The organism is Pseudorhodoferax sp. Leaf274, from assembly GCF_001422445.1.
Lineage (GTDB): Bacteria > Pseudomonadota > Gammaproteobacteria > Burkholderiales > Burkholderiaceae_C > Pseudorhodoferax.
In genome coordinates, this window is record NZ_LMNA01000015.1 from 1 (window position 1) to 19,970 (window position 19,970).

Annotated in this window: 21 protein-coding genes; 17 read left to right on the forward strand and 4 right to left on the reverse strand. The window is 63.8% G+C overall.

Annotated elements, in window-relative coordinates; translation table 11 throughout:
- Both ASF44_RS31100 and ASF44_RS16760 read left to right on the forward strand, forming a co-directional pair.
- Positions 1–577, forward strand: a 577-nt coding sequence (locus ASF44_RS31100) for a c-type cytochrome (protein ID WP_235579244.1), incomplete at its 5' end; no start/stop codon positions are given.
- A 62-nt stretch (positions 578–639) separates the two neighbouring features.
- On the forward strand, positions 640–1,386 hold the full coding sequence (locus ASF44_RS16760; protein WP_056900379.1) for a hypothetical protein: 747 nt from the start codon (positions 640–642) through the stop codon (positions 1,384–1,386).
- Between the two features lie 8 nt (positions 1,387–1,394).
- Here the strand turns inward: ASF44_RS16760 and ASF44_RS16765 are convergent, their stop codons facing one another.
- Genes ASF44_RS16765 through ASF44_RS31845 form a run of 4 tightly spaced genes read right to left on the reverse strand, consistent with a single transcriptional unit; the run spans position 1,395 to position 4,739 of the window.
- Positions 1,395–1,844 carry a DsrE family protein gene (locus tag ASF44_RS16765; protein WP_056900380.1) on the reverse strand — a complete coding sequence of 150 codons (450 nt, stop codon included), beginning with the start codon at positions 1,842–1,844 and terminating at the stop codon, positions 1,395–1,397.
- 32 nt (positions 1,845–1,876) lie between these two features.
- Complete coding sequence (locus ASF44_RS16770; protein ID WP_056900381.1) at positions 1,877–3,196, reverse strand: SulP family inorganic anion transporter; 1,320 nt, start codon at positions 3,194–3,196, stop codon at positions 1,877–1,879.
- Positions 3,193–3,813: an NTP transferase domain-containing protein gene (locus ASF44_RS16775; RefSeq protein ID WP_082524829.1), complete on the reverse strand. Its 621-nt coding sequence runs from the start codon at positions 3,811–3,813 to the stop codon at positions 3,193–3,195. The genes ASF44_RS16770 and ASF44_RS16775 overlap by 4 nt, the downstream gene beginning before the upstream one ends.
- Entirely contained in the window at positions 3,813–4,739 is a 927-nt protein-coding gene (locus ASF44_RS31845; protein WP_156374537.1) for a hypothetical protein, read from the reverse strand. The genes ASF44_RS16775 and ASF44_RS31845 overlap by 1 nt, the downstream gene beginning before the upstream one ends.
- 179 nt (positions 4,740–4,918) lie before the next feature.
- Here ASF44_RS31845 and ASF44_RS16785 point away from each other — a divergent pair, with 179 nt between their 5' ends.
- The 15 genes from ASF44_RS16785 to ASF44_RS16855 all read left to right on the forward strand — a co-directional run bounded on the left by ASF44_RS16785 (position 4,919) and on the right by ASF44_RS16855 (position 19,970).
- Positions 4,919–5,209 carry an acyl carrier protein gene (locus ASF44_RS16785; protein ID WP_156374538.1) on the forward strand — a complete coding sequence of 97 codons (291 nt, stop codon included), beginning with the start codon at positions 4,919–4,921 and terminating at the stop codon, positions 5,207–5,209.
- Positions 5,206–6,420: a beta-ketoacyl synthase gene (locus tag ASF44_RS16790; protein WP_056900385.1), complete on the forward strand. Its 1,215-nt coding sequence runs from the start codon at positions 5,206–5,208 to the stop codon at positions 6,418–6,420. Before ASF44_RS16785 ends, ASF44_RS16790 begins: the two co-directional genes overlap by 4 nt.
- Entirely contained in the window at positions 6,410–6,919 is a 510-nt protein-coding gene (locus tag ASF44_RS16795) for a 3-hydroxyacyl-ACP dehydratase FabZ family protein (protein ID WP_056900386.1), read from the forward strand. The genes ASF44_RS16790 and ASF44_RS16795 overlap by 11 nt, the downstream gene beginning before the upstream one ends.
- The gene (locus ASF44_RS16800) at positions 6,919–7,614 is read left to right on the forward strand and encodes an ABC transporter ATP-binding protein (RefSeq protein WP_056900387.1); all 696 of its coding nucleotides are present in this window, start codon (positions 6,919–6,921) and stop codon (positions 7,612–7,614) included. Before ASF44_RS16795 ends, ASF44_RS16800 begins: the two co-directional genes overlap by 1 nt.
- On the forward strand, positions 7,611–8,993 hold the full coding sequence (locus ASF44_RS16805) for an ABC transporter permease (protein ID WP_056900388.1): 1,383 nt from the start codon (positions 7,611–7,613) through the stop codon (positions 8,991–8,993). The genes ASF44_RS16800 and ASF44_RS16805 overlap by 4 nt, the downstream gene beginning before the upstream one ends.
- Positions 8,986–9,771, forward strand: a complete 786-nt coding sequence (locus ASF44_RS16810) for an outer membrane lipoprotein-sorting protein (RefSeq protein ID WP_082524830.1) — start codon at positions 8,986–8,988, stop codon at positions 9,769–9,771. Before ASF44_RS16805 ends, ASF44_RS16810 begins: the two co-directional genes overlap by 8 nt.
- Positions 9,771–11,159: a hypothetical protein gene (locus ASF44_RS16815; RefSeq protein WP_156374540.1), complete on the forward strand. Its 1,389-nt coding sequence runs from the start codon at positions 9,771–9,773 to the stop codon at positions 11,157–11,159. The genes ASF44_RS16810 and ASF44_RS16815 overlap by 1 nt, the downstream gene beginning before the upstream one ends.
- Before the next feature lie 142 nt (positions 11,160–11,301).
- Positions 11,302–13,227 (forward strand): acyl-CoA dehydrogenase, encoded by a 1,926-nt coding sequence (locus ASF44_RS16820; protein WP_056900390.1) that lies wholly within the window; start codon positions 11,302–11,304, stop codon positions 13,225–13,227.
- Complete coding sequence (locus ASF44_RS16825; protein WP_056900391.1) at positions 13,224–14,792, forward strand: acyl-CoA ligase (AMP-forming), exosortase A system-associated; 1,569 nt, start codon at positions 13,224–13,226, stop codon at positions 14,790–14,792. The genes ASF44_RS16820 and ASF44_RS16825 overlap by 4 nt, the downstream gene beginning before the upstream one ends.
- Positions 14,789–15,763 carry an ATP-binding cassette domain-containing protein gene (locus tag ASF44_RS16830; RefSeq protein WP_082524832.1) on the forward strand — a complete coding sequence of 325 codons (975 nt, stop codon included), beginning with the start codon at positions 14,789–14,791 and terminating at the stop codon, positions 15,761–15,763. The genes ASF44_RS16825 and ASF44_RS16830 overlap by 4 nt, the downstream gene beginning before the upstream one ends.
- Complete coding sequence (locus tag ASF44_RS16835; RefSeq protein ID WP_056900393.1) at positions 15,764–16,873, forward strand: ABC transporter permease; 1,110 nt, start codon at positions 15,764–15,766, stop codon at positions 16,871–16,873. It abuts the gene before it with no gap.
- Between the two features lie 100 nt (positions 16,874–16,973).
- Positions 16,974–17,240 carry a phosphopantetheine-binding protein gene (locus ASF44_RS16840; protein ID WP_056900404.1) on the forward strand — a complete coding sequence of 89 codons (267 nt, stop codon included), beginning with the start codon at positions 16,974–16,976 and terminating at the stop codon, positions 17,238–17,240.
- A 5-nt stretch (positions 17,241–17,245) separates the two neighbouring features.
- Positions 17,246–18,397 (forward strand): hypothetical protein, encoded by a 1,152-nt coding sequence (locus ASF44_RS16845; RefSeq protein ID WP_082524833.1) that lies wholly within the window; start codon positions 17,246–17,248, stop codon positions 18,395–18,397.
- Positions 18,394–19,071 carry a hypothetical protein gene (locus ASF44_RS16850; RefSeq protein WP_156374541.1) on the forward strand — a complete coding sequence of 226 codons (678 nt, stop codon included), beginning with the start codon at positions 18,394–18,396 and terminating at the stop codon, positions 19,069–19,071. Before ASF44_RS16845 ends, ASF44_RS16850 begins: the two co-directional genes overlap by 4 nt.
- Complete coding sequence (locus ASF44_RS16855) at positions 19,068–19,970, forward strand: hypothetical protein (RefSeq protein WP_056900395.1); 903 nt, start codon at positions 19,068–19,070, stop codon at positions 19,968–19,970. The genes ASF44_RS16850 and ASF44_RS16855 overlap by 4 nt, the downstream gene beginning before the upstream one ends.

Genomic DNA, 19,970 nt, shown 5'->3' on the forward strand with positions numbered 1-19,970 from the left:
TGTACTTCGCTCTCGTTTGCTTCTCGTTCAATTCATGCTCCCGTCCCGGCATTCTCCGGGCTGGGGCTATGCACTCCAGGGTTCGGGGGCAACCTCAGAGCGTGTTCAGAACTGCTTTCGCTTCAGCCTTGATGGTTTTCCTCCGCCTCTTGATGCAGAGGAGGTTCGCGCGCTGGCAGCTTATGCACAATGGCGCGCCAAAGGGAAGCCTGTCGGTGAAGAACTGCCAGGTCGTGGGTTTCCTACGCTCACTCGCACCGGTTCGGACCCGAATCGGCTGCGAGGCAAGGAACTGTATCGACAGCGATGCGCCGCGTGCCACGCCGCCGACGGCAGCGGAAACCGAGACAGCGCCGGCAAATGGCTGGGGCCGCCTCTCTGGGGGCTTTACAGCTTCAACAAGGGAGCGGGCTTTCAGCGCGGCGAACTGCTTGCGGGTTTCATCAAGGCGAACATGCCCTTGAACAATGCGAATCTCAGCGATCAGGACGCCTTCGACCTTGCGGCGTGGATCACGGACCAATGGCGCAAACCGGACCCCCGCCGCGGCGTTCTCTCGGGCATCCTGGGCCATTGATTCGACAAGACATCCGGATCATCGATAACGCGAAAATCATGGCAATACTTGGAGGCGACGATATGCAGGGTGCCTACCGAGTCGCGTCGATCGGCACGGTGATCGCGGTGGCGGCACTGGCTTTCACGATCGCATGCGTCGCGCACGAGGCCCTTGCGCACGGCATCGCCTGCAAGGCCGCGGGAGGAGAAATCGCCCTGCTGACCTCCGTGTATTTCCACTGCTCGGAGCCAGGCCGGTTCGTTGCGGCCGCGGGCCCGCTGGCCAACATGGCCCTGGGCATGCTTCTGGCATTCCTGCCGCGCAGCCACAATCGCGCGACTTCACTCTTCTTCGCGCTGACAGCCGCCACCAACTTGCTATGGGGCAGCGGCTACTTCGTGTTCTCCGGCATCACCGGAACCGGAGACATGGCTTCGGCGGTGCAGGACTGGGGTTTGGAACTCACGGCGGCCTCGCGTGCGGCCCTGACCGCTGCAGGGATCGCGATGTACTTCCTGGCGCTGCGCAGGCTTGGAAATTTGTTGGCGCCGGATGCGCCACTCGTACTTTCCTATCTCGGCATCGGTGTCACATCTTGTCTTGCGACTCTGTTCTACAACGGTCCCACCGGACCTGCGCTGCTGGAAGCCTTCCAACAGGGCTTTCTTGCGACCATCGGACTGCCGTTGATCGCATGGCGGCGAGAACATCGCACGCGCATCGCACTGCCGCCGCCCCATGCGGGATGGTTGCTCGCAGCAGCAGTGACCCTCCCCCTGTTCTTCTCCACCCTTGGCCTTGGCCTGGGACTCGTCAGCGGCCGTTGATCGGCGGGTCATGGCTTTATGTATGCAGCACCTTCAACCCGCTGCAACCGGGAAAGCTCGACAACGCCCGCCTGCACCGTTTCCGCTCTGCTCACGAGGCGAGACGTCTCGATCTTGCGTCGCTCCATTGAATTGCGGCATGCGACAAAGCGAACTCCACGGAGCTGCAGTTCGGCAATCTCGCTGCCGTATTCTCCGGCCTGATCCTTCTCGCCGGCGACGAGCATGTAGACGCCTTTGCCGTTTGCGAGCAAGGTGATGCGCGCGTTCGGCGATGCGTTGAGATGGTTGACCATGTTGGCCAACGCCTCCCGCGCGGAGCCGATGTCGTCGACGTGATAGACGACTCGATCTTCGGAAATCGATGCTCCCCTCTGGGTTCCGGCCTCAGTGGCGAGCGCGGGAGCAACAGGAACGAAGGCGACCATGCAGGCCAGGCACAAGGATCGAACCGACATGAAATTCTCCTCTTGAAGTTGGGATTTGCAAATCAGCGATCGGCAGGAATCTTTCCTGCATCGACCGCCGGAGATTCCTTGCCCCGCAAGGCCAGGCGGATAACGCCGGCAAGCAGGCCCAGTACGGTTGCCGCAAGGAACCCGACAAGCACCGTGGTCAGTGCGACCGCAATCATCTCCAGTCTGTGGGCACGGCCCGCGCGACCCGCCTCCTGCCAAGTCGACGCCAGCAAACGCCACCCGGTGAGCATCACGAGGGCCGCCACGGCGGGCAACGGCAGGTGTGCCAATGCGCCGGCACAGGCCCATACGATCAGAAGCATCGCACCGGCAGAGAGCACGGCCGCTGCCGCCGTGCATGCACCAGCCTCCACATGCGCCGATGTCCGGTTGAAAGAAGCGGATCCTGCGAATCCGCCGCTGAAGGCAGCCACGATGTTCCCCAAGCCCTGCGCCAGAAGGTCTCGCGCGCTACCCCAGCCGCGTGCGGCGCCGTGCAGGGAACGTTGAATCACGGCGGTCTGAAGACCGCCCACGACAGCGATCGCGACGGCCCAATTCAGCAACTGCTGCCACGTGTACCAATCGTCAAGATTCCATGAAGGAACGGACAAGCGTGGCCATCCCACCTCCACATATCCAAGGCGCTCCACCCCCACCGCCGCGGCGCCGAACAAGCCATCGAGCACTGCGCAGGCCAGCGTGGCCGCAACCAGTCCGATCACCAGCGAGAACGGCTTCGCCGCGGTGAGACGGGCACTTCCTTCAACTGCGACAAGTGTCACCAACACAACGAAGATGCAGAACCAATTGGCACGTTCGACCGCAGCGGCGGCCTGGAACACCGACATCCACGGCAACTCGCCGCGCACGTCGAGCACACCCATCGCCATCGCCAGATGAGTCAAGACCAATGTCATCCCCGCGCCCGCTGCCAGCCCTGCCGCGATGGAGGCAGGCAGCTTCGCCAGCAAGTTCCCGACGCCCAGGAAACTCAGCAGGACCTGCACCAACCCCGTGGCAAGGGCAAGCAGCAATGCCAGTTGGACATACTCGTCGCTGAACGGCGTGGCCAACGGAGCCACGGCAGCGGCAATCATGGCCGCAATCGCAGTGTTGGGGCCTGACAGCACCCGTCCCGAAGTTCCCAGGAGAGCCGTGACCGCGACCGGCAGCACGGATGCATACACCCCACTCTCCACTGGCATTCCCGCAAGACCCGCCAGCGCTACGGCTTGCGGGATCATGATGACCGCCGAGACCAGGCCCGCCTGCACATCGCCTCGCAAGCCCGAGACGATGCGTTGCCCGGACCAGGGTGGAAACAGCGCCCGGATCGACGACGGCGTCATCGGGCCAGTCCGTTCAGGTCTGCCACGGTATCTACGTCCTGGACCACGCCGGGGGAGCAATCCGCAATGCGGCGCGCATGGGCCAATGCCTTGAGCAGCAAGGGGCCTGCAGAGGCGACCGAGCCGCTCCAGTCGATGCCAAGTCGCCGCGAGAGCCCGACGGGATAGCCCGGCTCGCCGGCATGCGTCGGGCGCGCCGCCAGAACGTCCGGCTCATCCAGCGCGCGCAGGACGGCGCGAACGTCATCCGGCTGGACATTCGGCATGTCTCCCGGCAGGACAATCCAATTTGCAGCATCCGGCGCCGCGGCAAGACCGCACGCGATGGAATGCGTCACGCCCAATGCGGAGTTCGCATTCCAGACGATGTCCCGCGCCTCCACCAGTATCGACACCGCATCGATCAGAGTGCGAGGGGCATCATTCGCGAGCACGATCTTCAGGGGGAGATGCGATCGGCGAGCGCAATCGATGGCATGTGCCACGACCGGTTTCCCCCTGAGCAAGGCGAGCAGCTTGGTCCTGTCTGCATTGAAGCGCGTGCCTCGGCCGGCGGCGAGCACCACCACCACCGGCATGGTGACGCGATCCGCTGCCCGTGCTTCATCGGTCGGCATCAACGGTCACGCACCTCGCCGGCCGGCACGGGCCACGAAGACGCGAGCGCGAAAACCAGCACGACGATCAGCAGGCATGCCAGTGACGCCGTGCGTCCCGGCAGCGAGGCGGCGAAAACTGCCACGAGTGGAAGCACGAAGTTGTCCCACCCCCGCAAGCACACCGCTTCGCACGCAGCGAGCATGCACGCCAGGAGGAGCGTCCAAGCCATCGCCATCCAGAAACCGATGTCCGATTCCGCAAGCAGAAAGACCAGTCCCGCAAACCACGCTGCGGCCACGAAGGCTGCGCTGCCTTCCAGCGACTTGACCGAGGCTCCTCCCGCAATGCGGTACCGATGGCGCGCCCAATACGTGCCGACGATCGCCGCTGCGGCATCGGCCAGGATGAGGACGAGCGAGGCGTAAAGCCACGATGCTGTCGCGCCCCCCGCCACCAGGAATGAGCATCCCAGGCCGAGCGGCATCAGGAGTTCCCCGTGACCGCGGGACTGTCCGGGACGGTCGAGAAGCAATGAGCGCAGCAATGACGGTCCTTTGAAGCGCCTCGAAAGAACCTGCCAGACTGCAATTCCCGTACATGCTGAAACTACGGCTGCAGTGGATGCGCTAACCAGGGCCACACCCACGATCGTTGCGCCGACGCATATATGAACGATCTTGCGCCGCACCTCCGGTTGGGCGCCATAAACAAGCGCAATCAGGCCGGCGACGACATACGTGCAATAGAGCAGCAGAACAGCAACGCAGGCGAAGGCCAGCGACCATGCCATCGATCCTGGTGTCCGATAAAAACTCAGAAGAGCCAATGCCGCCATTGGAATGACACTCCAGGCAGCATGACGGCGTATCGGGCCCGACATCATCTTCCACGCCGTACGGGAAAAACAAAAACCCACGGAGTCTCCTGGCAGCGATGAGTTCATGTGATTGCCGGTTGCCTGCAGCAACCAGGCGCGGCGCAATTGTGATGCAAGCACATTGCGATATGAGCCAACCTACCCATTTGGGTATGTTTCTTGTGAATCCTTTGCACCGCTCCTACATTCAATGCGTCCCACACATACGCCAATCCTCTTTCGGGGATTTGGCCTCAAAGATTCAGATGAGCAACTTTGACCAGCGAATCGAAAGCGAGCTCTTCGAGCTCCTGCGCACTGTGCTCCCCGGGAACGCACACCTCTTCACGCGAGACACGCTTCTTGCCGACGCGGGCATCAATTCACTCGCGCTCGTCGAAACGGTGTTCGCGATCGAAGAGAAGTTCGACGTCACGATTCCCTACAACGCAAACGACTGGCAAGGCACGAGCTTCAGCACGGTGGGCGACGTGCTCGACCTCGTCGTGCGCCTCATCGTTGAAAAGAGCGCCGGACAATCCCCCTGCGCAACATGAGGCGCGTCGCAATCACCGGCCGAGGCGTCGTGGCGCCCAATGGAGCGGACGTCCCTTCGTTCCAACGGGCTCTGCTGCAGGGGCAAGGGGCGATCGCCCCCCTCGAAGGCCTCGTCCCCGGCGCCGGTGCGGCAGTAGGAGCCGCAGTGCGCGGCTTCGATCCCGCGCACCACTTCGCGGCATCGGATCTTCCCTTTCTGGACCGCTGCACACAGTTTGCCTTGGTAGCGGCGCAGGAGGCGATCACGGAGAGCGGATTGGTTTTCGGCGAGCAACTGGCCCCTCGCTGCACCGTGATTCTCGGAACCGGAGCGGGTGCAATCGGCACCATGGAGGACGGTTACCGGGCGTACTTCAGCGAGAAACGCCGCCGCCCGCATCCTTTGACAGTTCCCAGGATGATGCTCAATGCGCCCGCATCTCACCTCAGCATGAGATATGGAATTACGGGACCCGCCTTCGTTCTCGCATCGGCCTGCGCGTCTTCCGCCTTCGCAATTGCGATGGGCTTCCACATGGTCCGCAGTGGGGCCGCAGACGTCGCGGTTGTCGGTGGCTCGGAGGCGTGCCTGACGGAAGGAGGCGTGCGTATCTGGGAAGCGATGCGCGTGCTGGCGCCGGACACTTGCCGGCCGTTCTGCCGCGACCGGCTTGGACTGGTCTTGGGCGAGGGCGCGGCCATTCTGGTCCTGGAAGCGCTCGACCACGCCAGGCAGCGGGGGGCCGTCGTGCACGGGGAAGTCCTGGGCTGCTCCATGAACTCCGATGCGCACCACATCGTCAACCCCTGCGTACCGAGCCAAACGGCGGCAATCCTGGCCAGCCTCCAGGAGAGCCAATTGACGCCGGGCGACATCTGCTACGTGAACGCACACGGCACGGGCACTGCAGTCAACGACATAGCGGAGACCAAGGCACTGCGAGGCGCTTTCGGTTCCAGCGCCGATTCCCTGAAAGTCTCTTCCAGCAAATCGATGCACGGTCACACTCTCGGTGCAGCCGGTGCGATCGAAGCATTGGCGACTCTCGTGGCATTGAACGAGAAAACGGCCCCGCCGACGATCAATTTCACGTCGCCCGATCCCCAGTGCGATCTGAACTACGTTCCCAATGACGCGCAGGAGCTTTCAGGCTCCATCGGAATGAGCACTTCATTCGCGTTCGGAGGACACAACGCCGTTCTCACGCTGAAGGCCGCCCATGCCGTATGACGCAACGCCTGTCGCCGGCACGTTGTCCCTGGACCAGGGTGCGATCGCCGCGATGCTCCCGCATCGGCCTCCACTGCTCCTGGTAGACGCAGCACCGCGCGTGGTGCCTGGCCGCGAGATCGAGGCATACCGGCAATTGCGGGAAGGAGATCCACTGTTCGAGGGACATTTCCCCGGCTACCCGCTCCTTCCAGGCGTCTTCAGCATCGAGGCGATCGCACAAGCGGCTTGCCTGCTCGCCCTCGTCTCGCTCGAGACGGATGCGCGGCATCGTCTTCCCTGCCTGATGAAGGTTTCGGACGCGGTCTTTCACCGCCCTGCCGGGCCAGGCGATCGGTTGGACATCCATGTTGAATTCGTACGGGCCTGGGGAGAGGCCTGGAAGCTGACGGGCCGCATCGACGTACGCGGCGAATCGGTCGCACAGGCAACGCTCATCGCCACAGTCCTCACCTCCGGGCAGCTCGATGCGCTGCGAATCACCTCGCAGGCCGCCTGATGCTCGAGGTCCGCAACGTCAGCAAGACCTACGTGGACGGCAGTGTCTGTGTCGAGGCCCTGCGAGGTGTCAACCTGAGCTTGGGAGCCGAGTGCTTCTCGATGCTTGTCGGTCCTTCGGGCAGCGGGAAAACCACGCTGCTGAACCTGATCGGTGCCATCGACACGCCGAGCAGCGGCTCCATCGCCATCGCCGGCCACGACATCACGGCGCTGGACGACAGGAAGCTCACGGCCTTCCGGGCCGAGCACATCGGATTCATCTTCCAGAACTTCAACTTGCTGCCCATGCTGTCCGCGCACGAGAACGTGGAGTACGCGCTGCTCGGCACACAGCTGTCGGCGGCGCACCGCCGCAACCGCTCCATCGAGGCCCTCGCAGCCGTCGGTCTGGCGCAGCACGCCCATCACCGGCCCAACCAGATGAGCGGCGGCCAGCGCCAGCGCGTTGCGGTGGCGCGCGCACTGGTGAAGCGGCCGTCGATCGTGCTGGCCGATGAGCCGACGGCAAACCTCGATTCCGAAATGGGCGCCTCGATGATCCGGCTGATGCGCGAAATGCAGGCTCAGTATCGGACCACCTTCATCTTCTCCACCCACGATCCCGAACTGATGCGCCATGCGGATCAGCTCATATCGATCCGCGACGGGCGCATCGAGCAACGTACCGCTGCCGGCGAGGGACGCGCGCCATGATGGCGTTGAAGATCTCCGTGCGCAACGTCTTGCGCAACCGGCGGCGGTCGTCGATGACCGCCGCGGCCATCGCCCTGGGCACGGCTGCTGTGCTGCTTCTCGGGGCCCTGATGACCTACATCATCCTGGACTTCCAGACAGCCACTGTCCGGCGCACCGGGCATCTGGCGATCTTCAAGAAGGGCTACTTCCAATTCGGGAGCGGCAATCCGGTGGCGTATGGCATCTCGGGCTATTCATCCGTCATCGACCGGGTCCTGCGGGATTCGGAACTCGCCCCGATGGTGACCGTCGCCACACCGATGCAGACGGTGTTTGGAATTGCGGGGAACTACGAAGCCAATGCTTCCAAGACCTTCATGGGTCAGGGAATCGTGCCGGCCGATCGCGTGCGCATGAGGCAATGGAATGCCTACGGCCTGGAAAGCAGCACCGGCACCAAGCCCCCGCTGCAAGCGGATGACGGCGGAATCATCGGTCTTGGACTGGCACGCATGCTGGGCATGTGCGAGGAGCTGAGCGTGTCGGATTGTCCTCGCAGACCCGGCGCTGTAGCGGGGAACGACCAGGCGGTAGGTGAATTCGATGAACTCATCCGCCGGGAATCCCAGGCGAACAACGCCACGCCGCGCCAGGCAAGACGCATCGATCTCCTGGCTGCCACGGCGCAGGGTGCCCCCAACGTCGTGAGCCTGCAGGTCGAACGGGCCGAATTCCAGGGTGTCAAGGATCTGGACGACGCCTACGTGATCATGCAGTTGCCGCTCGCGCAGCGCCTGCTGTACGGCCGGGGGGAACCCAAGGTGACGGGAATCCTCCTGCAGCTTCGCCAGACGGACCAGATTGCGTCCGCTCGTGCGCGTCTGGCCGCGCTGTTCTCGCAGGAACAGCTGGATCTGGAGGTGCGCGACTTCGCGGAACTCACACCCTTCTACAAGCAGGCCCTGGCCTTCTTCACTTTCATATTCACATTTGTCGCACTCGTGATCGGAGTCATCGTTCTCTTCACCATTCTCAACACGATGAGCATGGCAGTGATGGAGCGCACGAGCGAGATCGGGACCAGCCGCGCTTTGGGCGTTCAGCGATCCACGCTGCAGGCGCAGTTCGTGCTTGAAGGGACACTGCTAGGCATGGCGGGCGCGACTCTCGGCGTGCTGTTGGCGGGCGTGATCGTGACCGTCATCAACCACTCGGGCGTGACTTGGACGCCTCCCGCCTCCGCGGGGGCCATTCCGCTGCAGCTGTACCTGTTGCGCAATTCCACCCTTGTCGCCGGGGCATGGATCTCCCTGGTGGCGATTGCCGCCGGCGCCGCCGTCTGGCCCGCCTACCGTGCAGCAAGGCTTCCGGTCGTGGATGCACTCCGCCATGTCTGATCTGATTCGTTCCGGCGTCATCTACTCGCTTTGCGTCCTGCTGCTGGCGGCGCCCGTCGCGTCCCAGGGCCAGACACCGGGTGAGGTCCTGCAGCAAAGCGACAAGGTGCGCAACCCCGGCGTTCCATTCAAGGTTCGCACCGAACTCACGGAATTCCGATCGGGCAAGGCGCACGAGCAAGCCCGAATGGTCACCTTCTCGAAGCTCGATCCGAACACCGGCCAGTACCGGAACCTGGCCCGATACGTCGAACCTGCGCGCGATGCAGGGAAGGCGCTGCTCATGAAGGACAGCGTCATGTGGTTCTACGACCCGGCCTCGAAAGCCAGCGTGCGCATCTCCCCGCAGCAACGTCTTGTCGGCCAGGCGTCCAACGGCGATGTGATGTCGACCAACCTCAGCCGCGACTACAGCGCAAGACTCGCGACCGAAGAAACGGTCAAGGACGCAGACGGTGCCGCGCGCGATACATGGAAGCTGGAGCTCGAAGCCTCCACTGCTGCGGCGGTCTACCTGCGCATCGAGTACTGGATCGAGAAGAAGACCTATCACCCGGTCAAGGGACGCTTCTTCGCCGACAGCGGAAGGTTACTCAAGATCGCGTTCTACCGCTCTTTCAGCAATCAGCTGGGGGGATTGCGGCCGACCGAAGTGGTCATCCTGGACGAGATCGATCGAAGCGTCGTCACCCGCATGCGCTTCAGCGACTATGAATCGTTCGAGGTGCCGGAGCGCTGGTATCAACGCGACTATCTGCCGCTGCTGCCAGCCGAATGATGCCGAATGCCAAGCATCTGCTCCTTGCCACCGTCGCGGTTCTCGCCTCCATCCAGGTCGCTGCACAGGAGGATTCGCAGCGCATTCCTGTGGACGCGCTGCGCACGCCGGACGAGAAGACCGACGCGGCGGCTACGCAGCCTGCCGGCACGACGGCCTACGTGGAGGTGGGCATGGATGCCGTGATGAACCGCCAGCAGATGCCGGCCCCCAGTTCCCGTTCGGGCGGTGACCGCATCAACACGCGAGCCGCATTCGACTTGCGCGCGCAGCAGCGCTTCGGCAATGGCTTCGGGCTATACCTCAGCGGGCGCGCGTCCGCCACCGGCGGAAGCCTCGATGATCGAACGCCCGGCAAGCGACTCGATCTGCGGGAGGCCTTACTGTCGCGTGTCGACGGCGACGGACTGGCCTGGAAGGTGGGGCGCGTCAACCTGCGCAATGGCGTCGCCCTTGGCTACAACCCGACCGACTTCTTTCGCGCCAATACCATCGTCGACACCAGCACGCGTGACCCGGTTTCGTTGCGCGAATCCCGGCTCGGCACCTTCATGCTCGACGTGCAGCACATCGGTGAATCGGGGTCCCTGCAGGCAGCGATCGCACCTCGGATCACCAAGGCGATAGGACTGGACAACCAACCGTCCGCAGGGCTGGCGGCGAGTCGCACCAACGCCAGCCATCGACTGCTTCTTCGGGCCGTGAGAGATCTCGGCGCGGACTTCAGTCCGGAGTTTCTGCTCTTCAAGGAAAGCGGACGCGCGCCGCGGATCGGCGCCAGCATCACTCGCTCGATAGGCCAGCAAGCGACCTGGTATGCCGAATGGGCGGCGGGCAAGCGCGAGCGGCCCATCGACGCTGCGATCCGTTACGGCGTTGCCACGGGCGACCTGCCCGAATCCGGCTTGCGTCTATTGTCCGGCGCAGGCCGCCGCATGGCCCAGGAGTTGGTTGTAGGCGGATCCTGGGCCAGCACCGGCAACTTCTCCGTCAATCTGGAATTCCTTTTCAATCAGAACGGGTTGAGCCGCCGCGAATGGAAAGAACTGTTTCACTCGCGCATTGCCGGGCAATCGGCGCCCTCCGGCCTGATCTGGTACGCACGCGACCATGCATCCCTGTTCCAGGAGCCGCTGGCGCGGCGCAGCGTTTTCGTGCGCGCGCAGTGGGACAACATCTGGAGCCGCGGACTGTCCCTGGTCGCGTTGGGAAACATCAATGCGGACGATCGCTCCGCCCTGTACCAACTGTCGCTCGACTACCGACTGGACGCGACGCAAAGGATACGGGCCACGTGGCAAACGAACGCCGGCCGCAGTGATTCCCAGTATGGAAGCGTTCGCATGCGGCAAGCCTTCACCCTCACTTATGTAGCGTACCTTCCGTAATGAAATTCATCACGCATCACCAAAGCTGCGTATCGGCACACAACCGCTCGCAAGTGGAGTTGACCCGGCACCGGAAATCGCCGGACGGCCCGCCGCCCATCCTTTCGGAAACGAGCGCATGGGGGCTTCAACCTTGAACGCCGTGCCCCACGAGGAGGTCTCCGGCGGCTCCGACGACTCGGCTGCGTCGGCGGCGCAGGTGTACCTCTGGGACCGGCGGGAGATCGAGTTCCTGCTGTGGGAACTGTTCCACGTCGACCGGCAATTTCTCGGCACTGCCCCGTATCAGCATACGACGCGTGCCGCGGTGGATGAGTTGTTCGCTCGCGCGCAGGAACATGCGAAGCACCTCGCCCAGGCGTTCTACCAAGGTGATCGTGATCCTGCACGGCTGCAGGAGGACGGCGAGGTGCACATTCCCGCGGCATTCCTTCCGCTGTGGGAAGAACACAAGCGCGATTGGTTCTGGTTGCGCCAGCAAGGCGATCCCATCGAAGTGCACGGCGAGGCGGGGATCCGTTTTCCGCAGCTCGTGATCCAGTTGGCGACCGAACTGTTCGCAGGCGCGAATGCAGCCTTCATGTGCTATGCGGGATTCACGCCGTCGGCAGCCACGGTGATCCGCTCGCGCGGCACCGAACTGCAGAAGAAGGTCTTTCTTCCAGCGCTCGACATGGTGCGGTGGGATGCCTGCTTTTGCGCCACGGAACCCGAAGCCGGTTCGGACCTGATGGCCATCTCGACCACGGCCCGTCCGCTTTCCGGTGAGGTTTACGCGGTGACCGGGGAGAAGTGCTACATCACCGCCGGCGTGCATCCGCTGACGGAGAACACCGTCTACCTCGTGCTCGGCCGGCTTGTCGGAGGCAGCACCTCGCCGCTCGCGATGTCTTGCTTCATCGTTCCGCGTTTCTGGCCCGACGATAGCGGTCGCCTCGTGGACAACGCCGTGGAATGCACACAGGTGGAGGACAAGATGGGACTGAACGGGTGCGCCAACACCCGCCTGGTATTCGGTCGGGCCGGGGTAACCCGCGGCTACCTTCTCGGAAACAAGCCGAATGCAGCCTTGCTGCAACTCGCCATGTTGATGAAGAAGGCAAGGATCGGCACGGGTGCCATCGGCGTGGCGGTCTCGTCCTCGGCCTATCTGCATGCATTGACCTATGCACGCAAACGCGTGCAGGGAGCGGCATTCGATCGTGCTTCCGATCTTCGCGCGCCGCGCGTTCCCATCGTCGAGCACTGCGATGTGCAACGCATGCTCCTCGAGATGAAGGCCAAGGTGGAAGGCTCGCGCATGCTGCTGTGCCGGATCTCCTTTCACGCCTCGATGATCCAGCAGCTGGTCTATCGCAAGCAGAAACTGGGCGAGGACATCGACCGCGACCTAATCGAAAAGCACGGCCGCCTGGCCCTGCTGTACGCGCCCATGGCCAAGGCATACATCTCGGACGAATGCTGGAACGTCGTGACGCAGGCCATTCAGGTCCACGGCGCGGTAGGTTACTTTCGCGACAGGCCGCTGGAGCAGTACGCGCGGGACCTGAAGATTCTCACCATCTGGGAAGGCACGAACTACATCCAGTCGCAGGATCTCGTCCGCGACAAGCTCGGGTTCGGCCGGCAGCCGCTCGCCATGAAGGATTTCGAAGGCGAGGTACGGGCGTGCCTCGACCGGCGGGACGAGCATCCTGAACTGGCGCCCGAGTTCGCCGCGGTCGAGTCCGCACTTGCGGAGCTGGGCTCCGCACTCGAGGCGATTCAGCGCCATGCCTCTGCCGGACGCCAACTTCTGGTGAGCCAGTTCTGCACCCGCTTCCTCGGCATGTTCGGCGACGTGGTCACCGCATGGAACCTGCTCGAGGCGGCGGCCGTGGCGGCGCATGCACTGCGTTCGCCTCAACTGAAGGAAACAGAGGCGGCGTTCTATCGCGGCAAGCTCGCTTCGGCACGCTTCTTTTGCCACAACCTTCTTCCCGCCGTGGCGGCTCGCGCACAGATCATCCGCACGGCGGAGCAATCGTTCGTTCACATCGACCCTGCCGACTTCGGCTACGAAGCATGAGCCACATTCGCAACCTCCACGCCCTGCTCTGCGCGGCATGCGCGCGTAAACCGGATCGCATCGCGCTCGAAGACGAGGTGCGCAGAGTCACCTACAGCGATTTGCAGAAGGAGGTGGATCAGCTCGCCCGCAAGTTCCAAGGTATGCAACTGCAGCCTCGCGCACGTATCGCGATATGGCTCGACAAGTCCGTGGACTGCGTCGCCGCGATCCTGGCCTGCGCGGGCGGCGGCTGGATCTGCGTCCCCGTGAATCCCAGGTTGAAGCCCGACCAGGTGGCGCACATCCTGGAGGACTGTGGTGCGCAAGCACTGGTCACCACGCTGCATCGCGGCGATCAATTGCTTGAGCAGACGGCGTGTGTGCGTGCGTCGATCCTCGTCCTCGTCTTCGGCGCGAAGCCCGCCGCCGCCGGACCGAGCCCCCTGCGCTGGCTCTCGGAACTTCCGCAGGACACGCGACGCCCCTTGGCATCGCCCTGCGACAACGATCCGGCCATGATCCTCTACACCTCGGGCAGCTCAGGGCGCCCCAAGGGCGTCGTGGTGTCGCATCGCAATCTGATCGTCGGCTGCCACTCGGTGAACGAATATCTCGGCACGCGCGAAAGCGACGTGATCCTGGCATTGCTGCCGATCAGCTTCGACGCCGGATTGAGCCAACTGACCACCGGGCTGCTCGCCGGCGCCAGGGTCGTGCTCCACACCCCTCTGTTGCCGCAGAAGATCCCCGCACTCGTTTCCCGCCACGGCATCACCTCGATCACCGCGGTTCCCCCTTTGTGGAGCCAGTTGGCGAGCGCATCGTGGCATCCCGAGGACGCGGCCAGCGTGCGGCTCTTCGCGAATACCGGAGGACATCTGTCGGAACCGCTGCTGCGTTCCCTGCGTGGCATCTTCCGCAACGCCACGCCCTTTCTCATGTACGGTCTCACCGAGGCCTTCCGTTCGACCTATCTCGACCCACGGGAAGTGGAACGTCGCCCTTCGTCCATCGGCAAGGCCATCCCGAACGCGGAAATCCTCGTGCTGCGCGAGGACGGTTCGCGTTGCGCACCAGACGAGCCCGGGGAACTCGTGCACCGCGGGCCTCTGGTCTCCCTGGGTTATTGGAACGATCCCGATCGCACACAAGAGCGTTTTCGCCTGCTGCCCCGGGATCTCGCAAGCGGCCTGGTGCCCGAGATTGCCGTCTGGTCCGGGGATATCGTCCGTCTGGACCAGGAGGGCTTCCTTTACTACGTCGGCCGACGCGACGAGCAGATCAAGACGGCGGGCTATCGCATCAGTCCCACGGAGATCGAATCGGTGGTGGCCGAAGTCGCCTGCGTGGCCGAAGTCGTGGCCTTCGGCATACCCGCGGGCGATGCGGGCGACACCATCGTGGCGGTCGTGGTTCCCCGCGGGGAGTCTTTCGACAGCGAGGAAGTTCATCGCCATTGCACGCGCAGGCTGCCTCCCTACATGGTGCCGCAGATCCAGCTGCGGGACTGCTTGCCGCTCTCGCCGAACGGAAAGTTCGATCGCGCGGCACTGCGCGCATCCGTGCTCGAGGCTCGCACATGAGCGCTGCACCGATCATCGGCGTGGCGTACACCGAGCCTACGGACGAAACTGCGGCCGTACGGGATCGATCGTCCCGCGCAGCCGTGGAGATCGAATCGCTGACGCTGCCGTTGCCGAGCCTGATGCTGTCGGTTGCCGACTTCCGGGTGGAGGCGGGCAACAAGGTGGCGCTGGTGGGACGCAACGGCGCGGGCAAGACCTCGTTGCTGGAAGTCATGTTGGGCCTGCGCTCCGGCGGCGAGCTCCGCGGCAGCCTCCTGGGCCAGGATGTGGAGCGTTGGCACAAGGATGCCTCTCTGCGCGCGCGGGTCGGCGTACAACTGCAGAAAGCGGCGTTGCCAGGTTGGCTGCAGGTGAGCGAGATCGTGGCGTTTCATCGCTCCCTGTATGGACGGGCAGGCGAAGACGTCGCCGAGGCGCTGGGCGTCGAGCCGCTGCGGCGCAAGCGCTATGAATGGCTTTCGCGAGGCGAATCGCAGCGGGTCGACCTCTTCCTCGCACTGGCCCATCGGCCCGAACTGCTGTTTCTGGACGAACCCCTGACCGGTCTGGACCCGCAATTCGCCCGCTCGTGCATGCAACTGCTCGAAGGAATGCGCGACTCCACCATCCTGATGTGCTGCCACACCAGCGAGGAATTGCGGCTTGCCTCGCACGTCGCGTGGATCGCCGATGGACGCATCGCGCACTACGCCGCGCGCGACGCGCTGCGGCTCCAGCTGGTGGGCGATCACCGCCTGAGCTTCCAGTGCGAGTCGGACGCCGTTGCACGCGCCCTCGCCGCTTCGCTCGCTTCAGCCCATCCGCAGGCGAGGCTCGCCTCCGTCTGCGAAGGACGGGCCATCCTGTTCGGTGGCGATGACCTCAATGCCGCCGCGCGTGAACTGGTTGCCCACGGCGACGTCGAGTCCGTCGAGTTCGGTCGGTCGACGCTCGTGGACCTGCTCCAGCATTGCGCCAGGAATACCTGAATGACCACTGCATTCACCGTGATGGTTCTGAACGAGCTCAAGCTCATTTTCAGGGCGCGTGCCACGCTGTTCTGGATATTTCTGTTTCCGTTCTTCTTCCTGGCCATGATGCTTTTCTCCTACGGAACGGACGGAGCGCTCGCATCGGTCATCGTCGAACTGGCGGACGAGGACCACAGCGAACGCAGCGCTCAGTACGAAGAGAAGATCCGCCAGGCATTGCTGCATGAAGAAGCATTGCGTGCGGAAGTCCGGAAGGTGGACGATCCCGGTCGTTCGGTTCCCGAAGGTGCGGTACGGATCATCATTCCGGCAGGCTTCGGCAGCTCGCTGCAGCACGAAGAGGCTGTTGCCGTGCGAGTCGTGCCGGGGTCTGCAGGCGTGGGATCGGAGGTGGTGACGCGCTGGATCCGCGCGCTAACGGTCCGGTTCAACGCGGAAATCGCCCGCGCACAGATGCTGGTGACGGTCGACGTGCAGAGTCCCACGGCACGCAGCCTCTCTTTCGCTCAATACATGCTCACCGGAACCTTGGTGATGTCGATGCTGGCTGCCGCCATGTCGAGCACTTGCGTCGCCATCGCGGACCGGCGCGAGCGTCATACGTTCAAGCTGATGTCGTGCCTGCCCGTCCGGCTGACCGACTACCTTGCCGCCATGCTGGTCTCGCGCCTCATCGTGCTCGCATTGGCCGCAGTTGCACTGGTGTTCGGCGCCGTCCAGCTTTTCGGCATTCCACTGGTGCTCGAAGCGCCGCGCCTTGCCAGGGCCGCGCTGGTCATCGCACTCGGCGCTGCGATGCTTCTGTCTTTGGGACTTTCCATGGCTTCGCGCATGGCCTCCGTGCCCGATGCGGTCTTCGCCACCAACCTCGCCTACATCGTGTTGCTGTTTCTGAGCGACCTCACGATGCCTCTGAGCGCCATGCCCGCCGATATCAAGGCAATTGTTGCCTACCTGCCGACGTCCGCCTTCGTGACGGCGCTACGCGGCGTTCTCGTGGCGGGCGACACACTGGAATTGCAGAAGGCCGCGATGGCAGTGATCGTCGCCTGGACCTTCGGATTTCTGGTTGTCGCCTGGCGCCGTTTCCGTTGGCACCGGGGATGAATCGAATCCGATTTCCGCGATCGCGGGAATCTGCCCTGCTGGAGACGAGCTCGCTCCAGCGGAGCATTCAGCGATGGCGAGCCGAATGGAGGAAGTGGAGATGGAAGCCAAGACGACCCTGGAAATGCTCGAAGCCGAGGTGGCAAAGGTGCTGAATCAAGAGACGATCAATGTCGATCTCGCCATCGGCGAATTGGGGGTGGACTCCATGCGCGTCGTGGAATTGATCCTGATCTGCGACCAGCTTTACCAGGCACCGCTCGACCCGGAGGCACTGGATATCAACCAGTTCACGACATTGCGCGACATGGACCGCCAGTTCCAGGACATGGCTGCCCGTCACCGCGCAGGCCAGGTCAACGCCTGAGCGACATGGACGCCATGGTCCTGCTGGACGAGATGCGCGATCTGGTCGCGCCTGGTGCCTTCGAGCTCGAGACGCCGTGCTATGTCTTCGATCCGACGCGCGTCGCACGAGACTACACGGAACTCAAGGAGGCGCTGGGCACCGGGCTGGTGGTATCGCTCAAGGCCAATCCGGTGCTCGATCTGCTGGCACGTTGTGGGCATCAGTTCACCGATGGGATCGAGATCGCCAGCCTCGGAGAACTGAACCTCACGGTGGGACGGGCGGCGGTGCCGCGTTTCGTCACGACACCGGCCATGACGTCCAACCTGGCAGCCTCCGCCATCGCCTGTCGCTCGACCCTGGTGGCCGACAGCCTGCCGCAACTGGAAATGATCCTCAAGATCGCCATGGCACGGCGGGCGGGGGTACGTCTCGCACTGCGCGTCAATGCGGCCTGTCTGCCCGGTACGCAGCTTCCGCCAGGCGCCAGGGACCACTTCGGCATGGCTCCGGCCGATGTCACGGCGGCGCTGGATCGCGTGCGGCAAGCAGATCTGCGGATCGAGGGTCTGCACACCTTCGCCGGCTCCAACACCTTCCTGTCCTGTCATCGGCAGATCGCGTCAGGCATGGCGGCTCTCGCAGAACAGATATCCGGCCACCCGGCAGCACAGCTGTCCTTCATCAACCTGGGTGGTGGGATCCCTGCCGATTGGCGCAACGCCGGCATCGATTGGCCCAGCTACCGCACGCAACTCGCGCACCTGTTCGGCAGCATTTCCCTTTTGCACGAAGCGGGGCGTGCCGTGTTCACCGCGTGCGGGCGTTTCGTCGTGCGGATACTCGGGGTCAAGCAGATCGAAGGCCGCCAGTACGCCGTGTGCGACGGCGGCATGGCTCACAACTTTCTGCTGGCGCAAACCGAGAGCCTCATGAAACGGACGATCGCTCCGCGCGTGCTCGCCGCCGATCCGCAGACCCACCCCACCGCGACGATCCGACCCACGGTGGTGGTCGGCAACAGCTGCAACCGCGCCGACGTGCTCGGCCACGTGCAAGGTCAGCCCGTGGAAGAGGGAAGCCTGCTGATCTTCGAAGGATGCGGGGCCTACCACACGTACTCGCCCAATGGGTTCCTGAATCTGAAGAGCCCCCGACTCTACGTCGCGTCATGAAGACCTCCTCGAGAACGAGCAGTTCCGAACCGGCGGCTCTTGCTCCATCCGATTGGCACGCCCCCGGTTTCAGCGGCGTGCAGATCTCGGGCGAGCTGTCGGGCTCGCCGTTCCCGGGAGCGTGTCACGAAGCGCAACTGGGTGTCATGCCTCTGGTTCGTCCGCACGAGTACGCGGAGGCGATGCGATTCGAGCGGCCGTCGCGGGCGCCGGTTCTCCTGAGTCCGAGCCAGCGCTATCTGCTGCTGAAGAACCTCGTCATCGAAATGCGCCGGTCCCTGCCCGAAATCTCCGTCTTTGGCGTGCGTCTGTTCGGGCCGGATTTCAACGTGCAGCTTCCACGTGAACTGCTCAGCGCGGACGTATTCATCACCCACGCACCGCTGGATCTCCTGCCGACCCTGCTCGAATCCGGCACACGCAACATCGTCCTGATCCACCATGGCCTGCGTGCCGACCCCATCGAACAAGGAGACAACGAACTTGTGATCTGGCTCCTTGCATCGGGGCCGGAGCTTCGCGCGGGCGTCGAAACTTTCCTGCGGGAATCCGAAGTGCTGCGCGTCCTTGGCAATCTTCGTCTGCGCAGCGTGCTTGCGGAAGAAATGCCGAGACTCGGCGAGATCGCCCGGATCGGCCTGCGGCCGTCCCCGGCGGACGGGAGCGCGCAATGACGCAGCAGGCAGAGCTCCCGCGCATCCGATCCATCGCGCACCGCCTTCTGGAACCGCCGTTCCTGGAAGGCGCTGCCTCGATCGAAGCGCGGATCGACGCTCTTGGCGACCACATCGGCAGTCTTCTTGCATGGACCTTGCAGGACTGCAAAGCGCAGGCTTGCCAGCACCTGATCTGCACGAGCTACCTTTCCATGTACCTCACCGGCGATGCCCGGCTGTGCAGCCGGCTGTTCGATCGGATCGAAACTCGCGGACTGCCGCGGCCTCTGGGCCTGATCCAGCCCTACCAATGCACCGGATGGGGTTATGCGCTGCGCTTCATAGGGCGTGGCGGCGCACGACGCCTGGCAATCACCATCGCAGATGTGGACCTCCATGACCTACAAGGCTGCCGCTCGCATCCACTGATCGGCATCTCCGGCTTTGGCGTGAGCTGCATTCTTGTCGAACTCGAAGAGGGTGCGGAGCTCCCCTCGTGCGACGGTCCTTACGCAAACAGCGGATTCAGCGAGTTTCTCCATGCGATCCGCTCGCAGCGCCGCACTTACGGATGCGCCCCCACTTTTCTTCCTTTTCTTACGCCGGAGTTGCGCATCGTGGCCGAACGTCTGCTCGGAAAGGAAGATCTCGGACCGGACCGCCATGCGGTCTATGGCCACTGCTTCGGCTCGGACCCCTGGATCGGCCTGCTCGAGTGGCTTCAGTGCGGCAACAAGGGAAAAGCGCACGTCGTGAGTCTCGGTGCCGTCGCGTACGACGGCTACTTCACCCTGGGTCGCATGCGCGTAGCGCCGGACGTGCGGCTTTGGCTCGACATCGCGGCCTCGCAGGAGGCCCGACCGATGCATGCGTCCGCCTGGGACACCTCGGTCGGCGCCGGGCGGCGGCCTGCATGA

Bases quoted from the DNA above. Each gene is read 5' to 3' on its own strand.
- ASF44_RS16760 (WP_056900379.1), top strand. From the start codon at position 640: ATGCAGGGTGCCTACCGAGTCGCGTCGATCGGCACGGTGATCGCGGTG.
- ASF44_RS16765 (WP_056900380.1), bottom strand. From the start codon at position 1,844: ATGTCGGTTCGATCCTTGTGCCTGGCCTGCATGGTCGCCTTCGTTCCT.
- ASF44_RS16770 (WP_056900381.1), bottom strand. From the start codon at position 3,196: ATGACGCCGTCGTCGATCCGGGCGCTGTTTCCACCCTGGTCCGGGCAA.
- ASF44_RS16775 (WP_082524829.1), bottom strand. From the start codon at position 3,813: ATGCCGACCGATGAAGCACGGGCAGCGGATCGCGTCACCATGCCGGTG.
- ASF44_RS31845 (WP_156374537.1), bottom strand. From the start codon at position 4,739: ATGAACTCATCGCTGCCAGGAGACTCCGTGGGTTTTTGTTTTTCCCGT.
- ASF44_RS16785 (WP_156374538.1), top strand. From the start codon at position 4,919: ATGAGCAACTTTGACCAGCGAATCGAAAGCGAGCTCTTCGAGCTCCTG.
- ASF44_RS16790 (WP_056900385.1), top strand. From the start codon at position 5,206: ATGAGGCGCGTCGCAATCACCGGCCGAGGCGTCGTGGCGCCCAATGGA.
- ASF44_RS16795 (WP_056900386.1), top strand. From the start codon at position 6,410: ATGCCGTATGACGCAACGCCTGTCGCCGGCACGTTGTCCCTGGACCAG.
- ASF44_RS16800 (WP_056900387.1), top strand. From the start codon at position 6,919: ATGCTCGAGGTCCGCAACGTCAGCAAGACCTACGTGGACGGCAGTGTC.
- ASF44_RS16805 (WP_056900388.1), top strand. From the start codon at position 7,611: ATGATGGCGTTGAAGATCTCCGTGCGCAACGTCTTGCGCAACCGGCGG.
- ASF44_RS16810 (WP_082524830.1), top strand. From the start codon at position 8,986: ATGTCTGATCTGATTCGTTCCGGCGTCATCTACTCGCTTTGCGTCCTG.
- ASF44_RS16815 (WP_156374540.1), top strand. From the start codon at position 9,771: ATGCCGAATGCCAAGCATCTGCTCCTTGCCACCGTCGCGGTTCTCGCC.
- ASF44_RS16825 (WP_056900391.1), top strand. From the start codon at position 13,224: ATGAGCCACATTCGCAACCTCCACGCCCTGCTCTGCGCGGCATGCGCG.
- ASF44_RS16830 (WP_082524832.1), top strand. From the start codon at position 14,789: ATGAGCGCTGCACCGATCATCGGCGTGGCGTACACCGAGCCTACGGAC.
- ASF44_RS16835 (WP_056900393.1), top strand. From the start codon at position 15,764: ATGACCACTGCATTCACCGTGATGGTTCTGAACGAGCTCAAGCTCATT.
- ASF44_RS16840 (WP_056900404.1), top strand. From the start codon at position 16,974: ATGGAAGCCAAGACGACCCTGGAAATGCTCGAAGCCGAGGTGGCAAAG.
- ASF44_RS16845 (WP_082524833.1), top strand. From the start codon at position 17,246: ATGGACGCCATGGTCCTGCTGGACGAGATGCGCGATCTGGTCGCGCCT.
- ASF44_RS16850 (WP_156374541.1), top strand. From the start codon at position 18,394: ATGAAGACCTCCTCGAGAACGAGCAGTTCCGAACCGGCGGCTCTTGCT.
- ASF44_RS16855 (WP_056900395.1), top strand. From the start codon at position 19,068: ATGACGCAGCAGGCAGAGCTCCCGCGCATCCGATCCATCGCGCACCGC.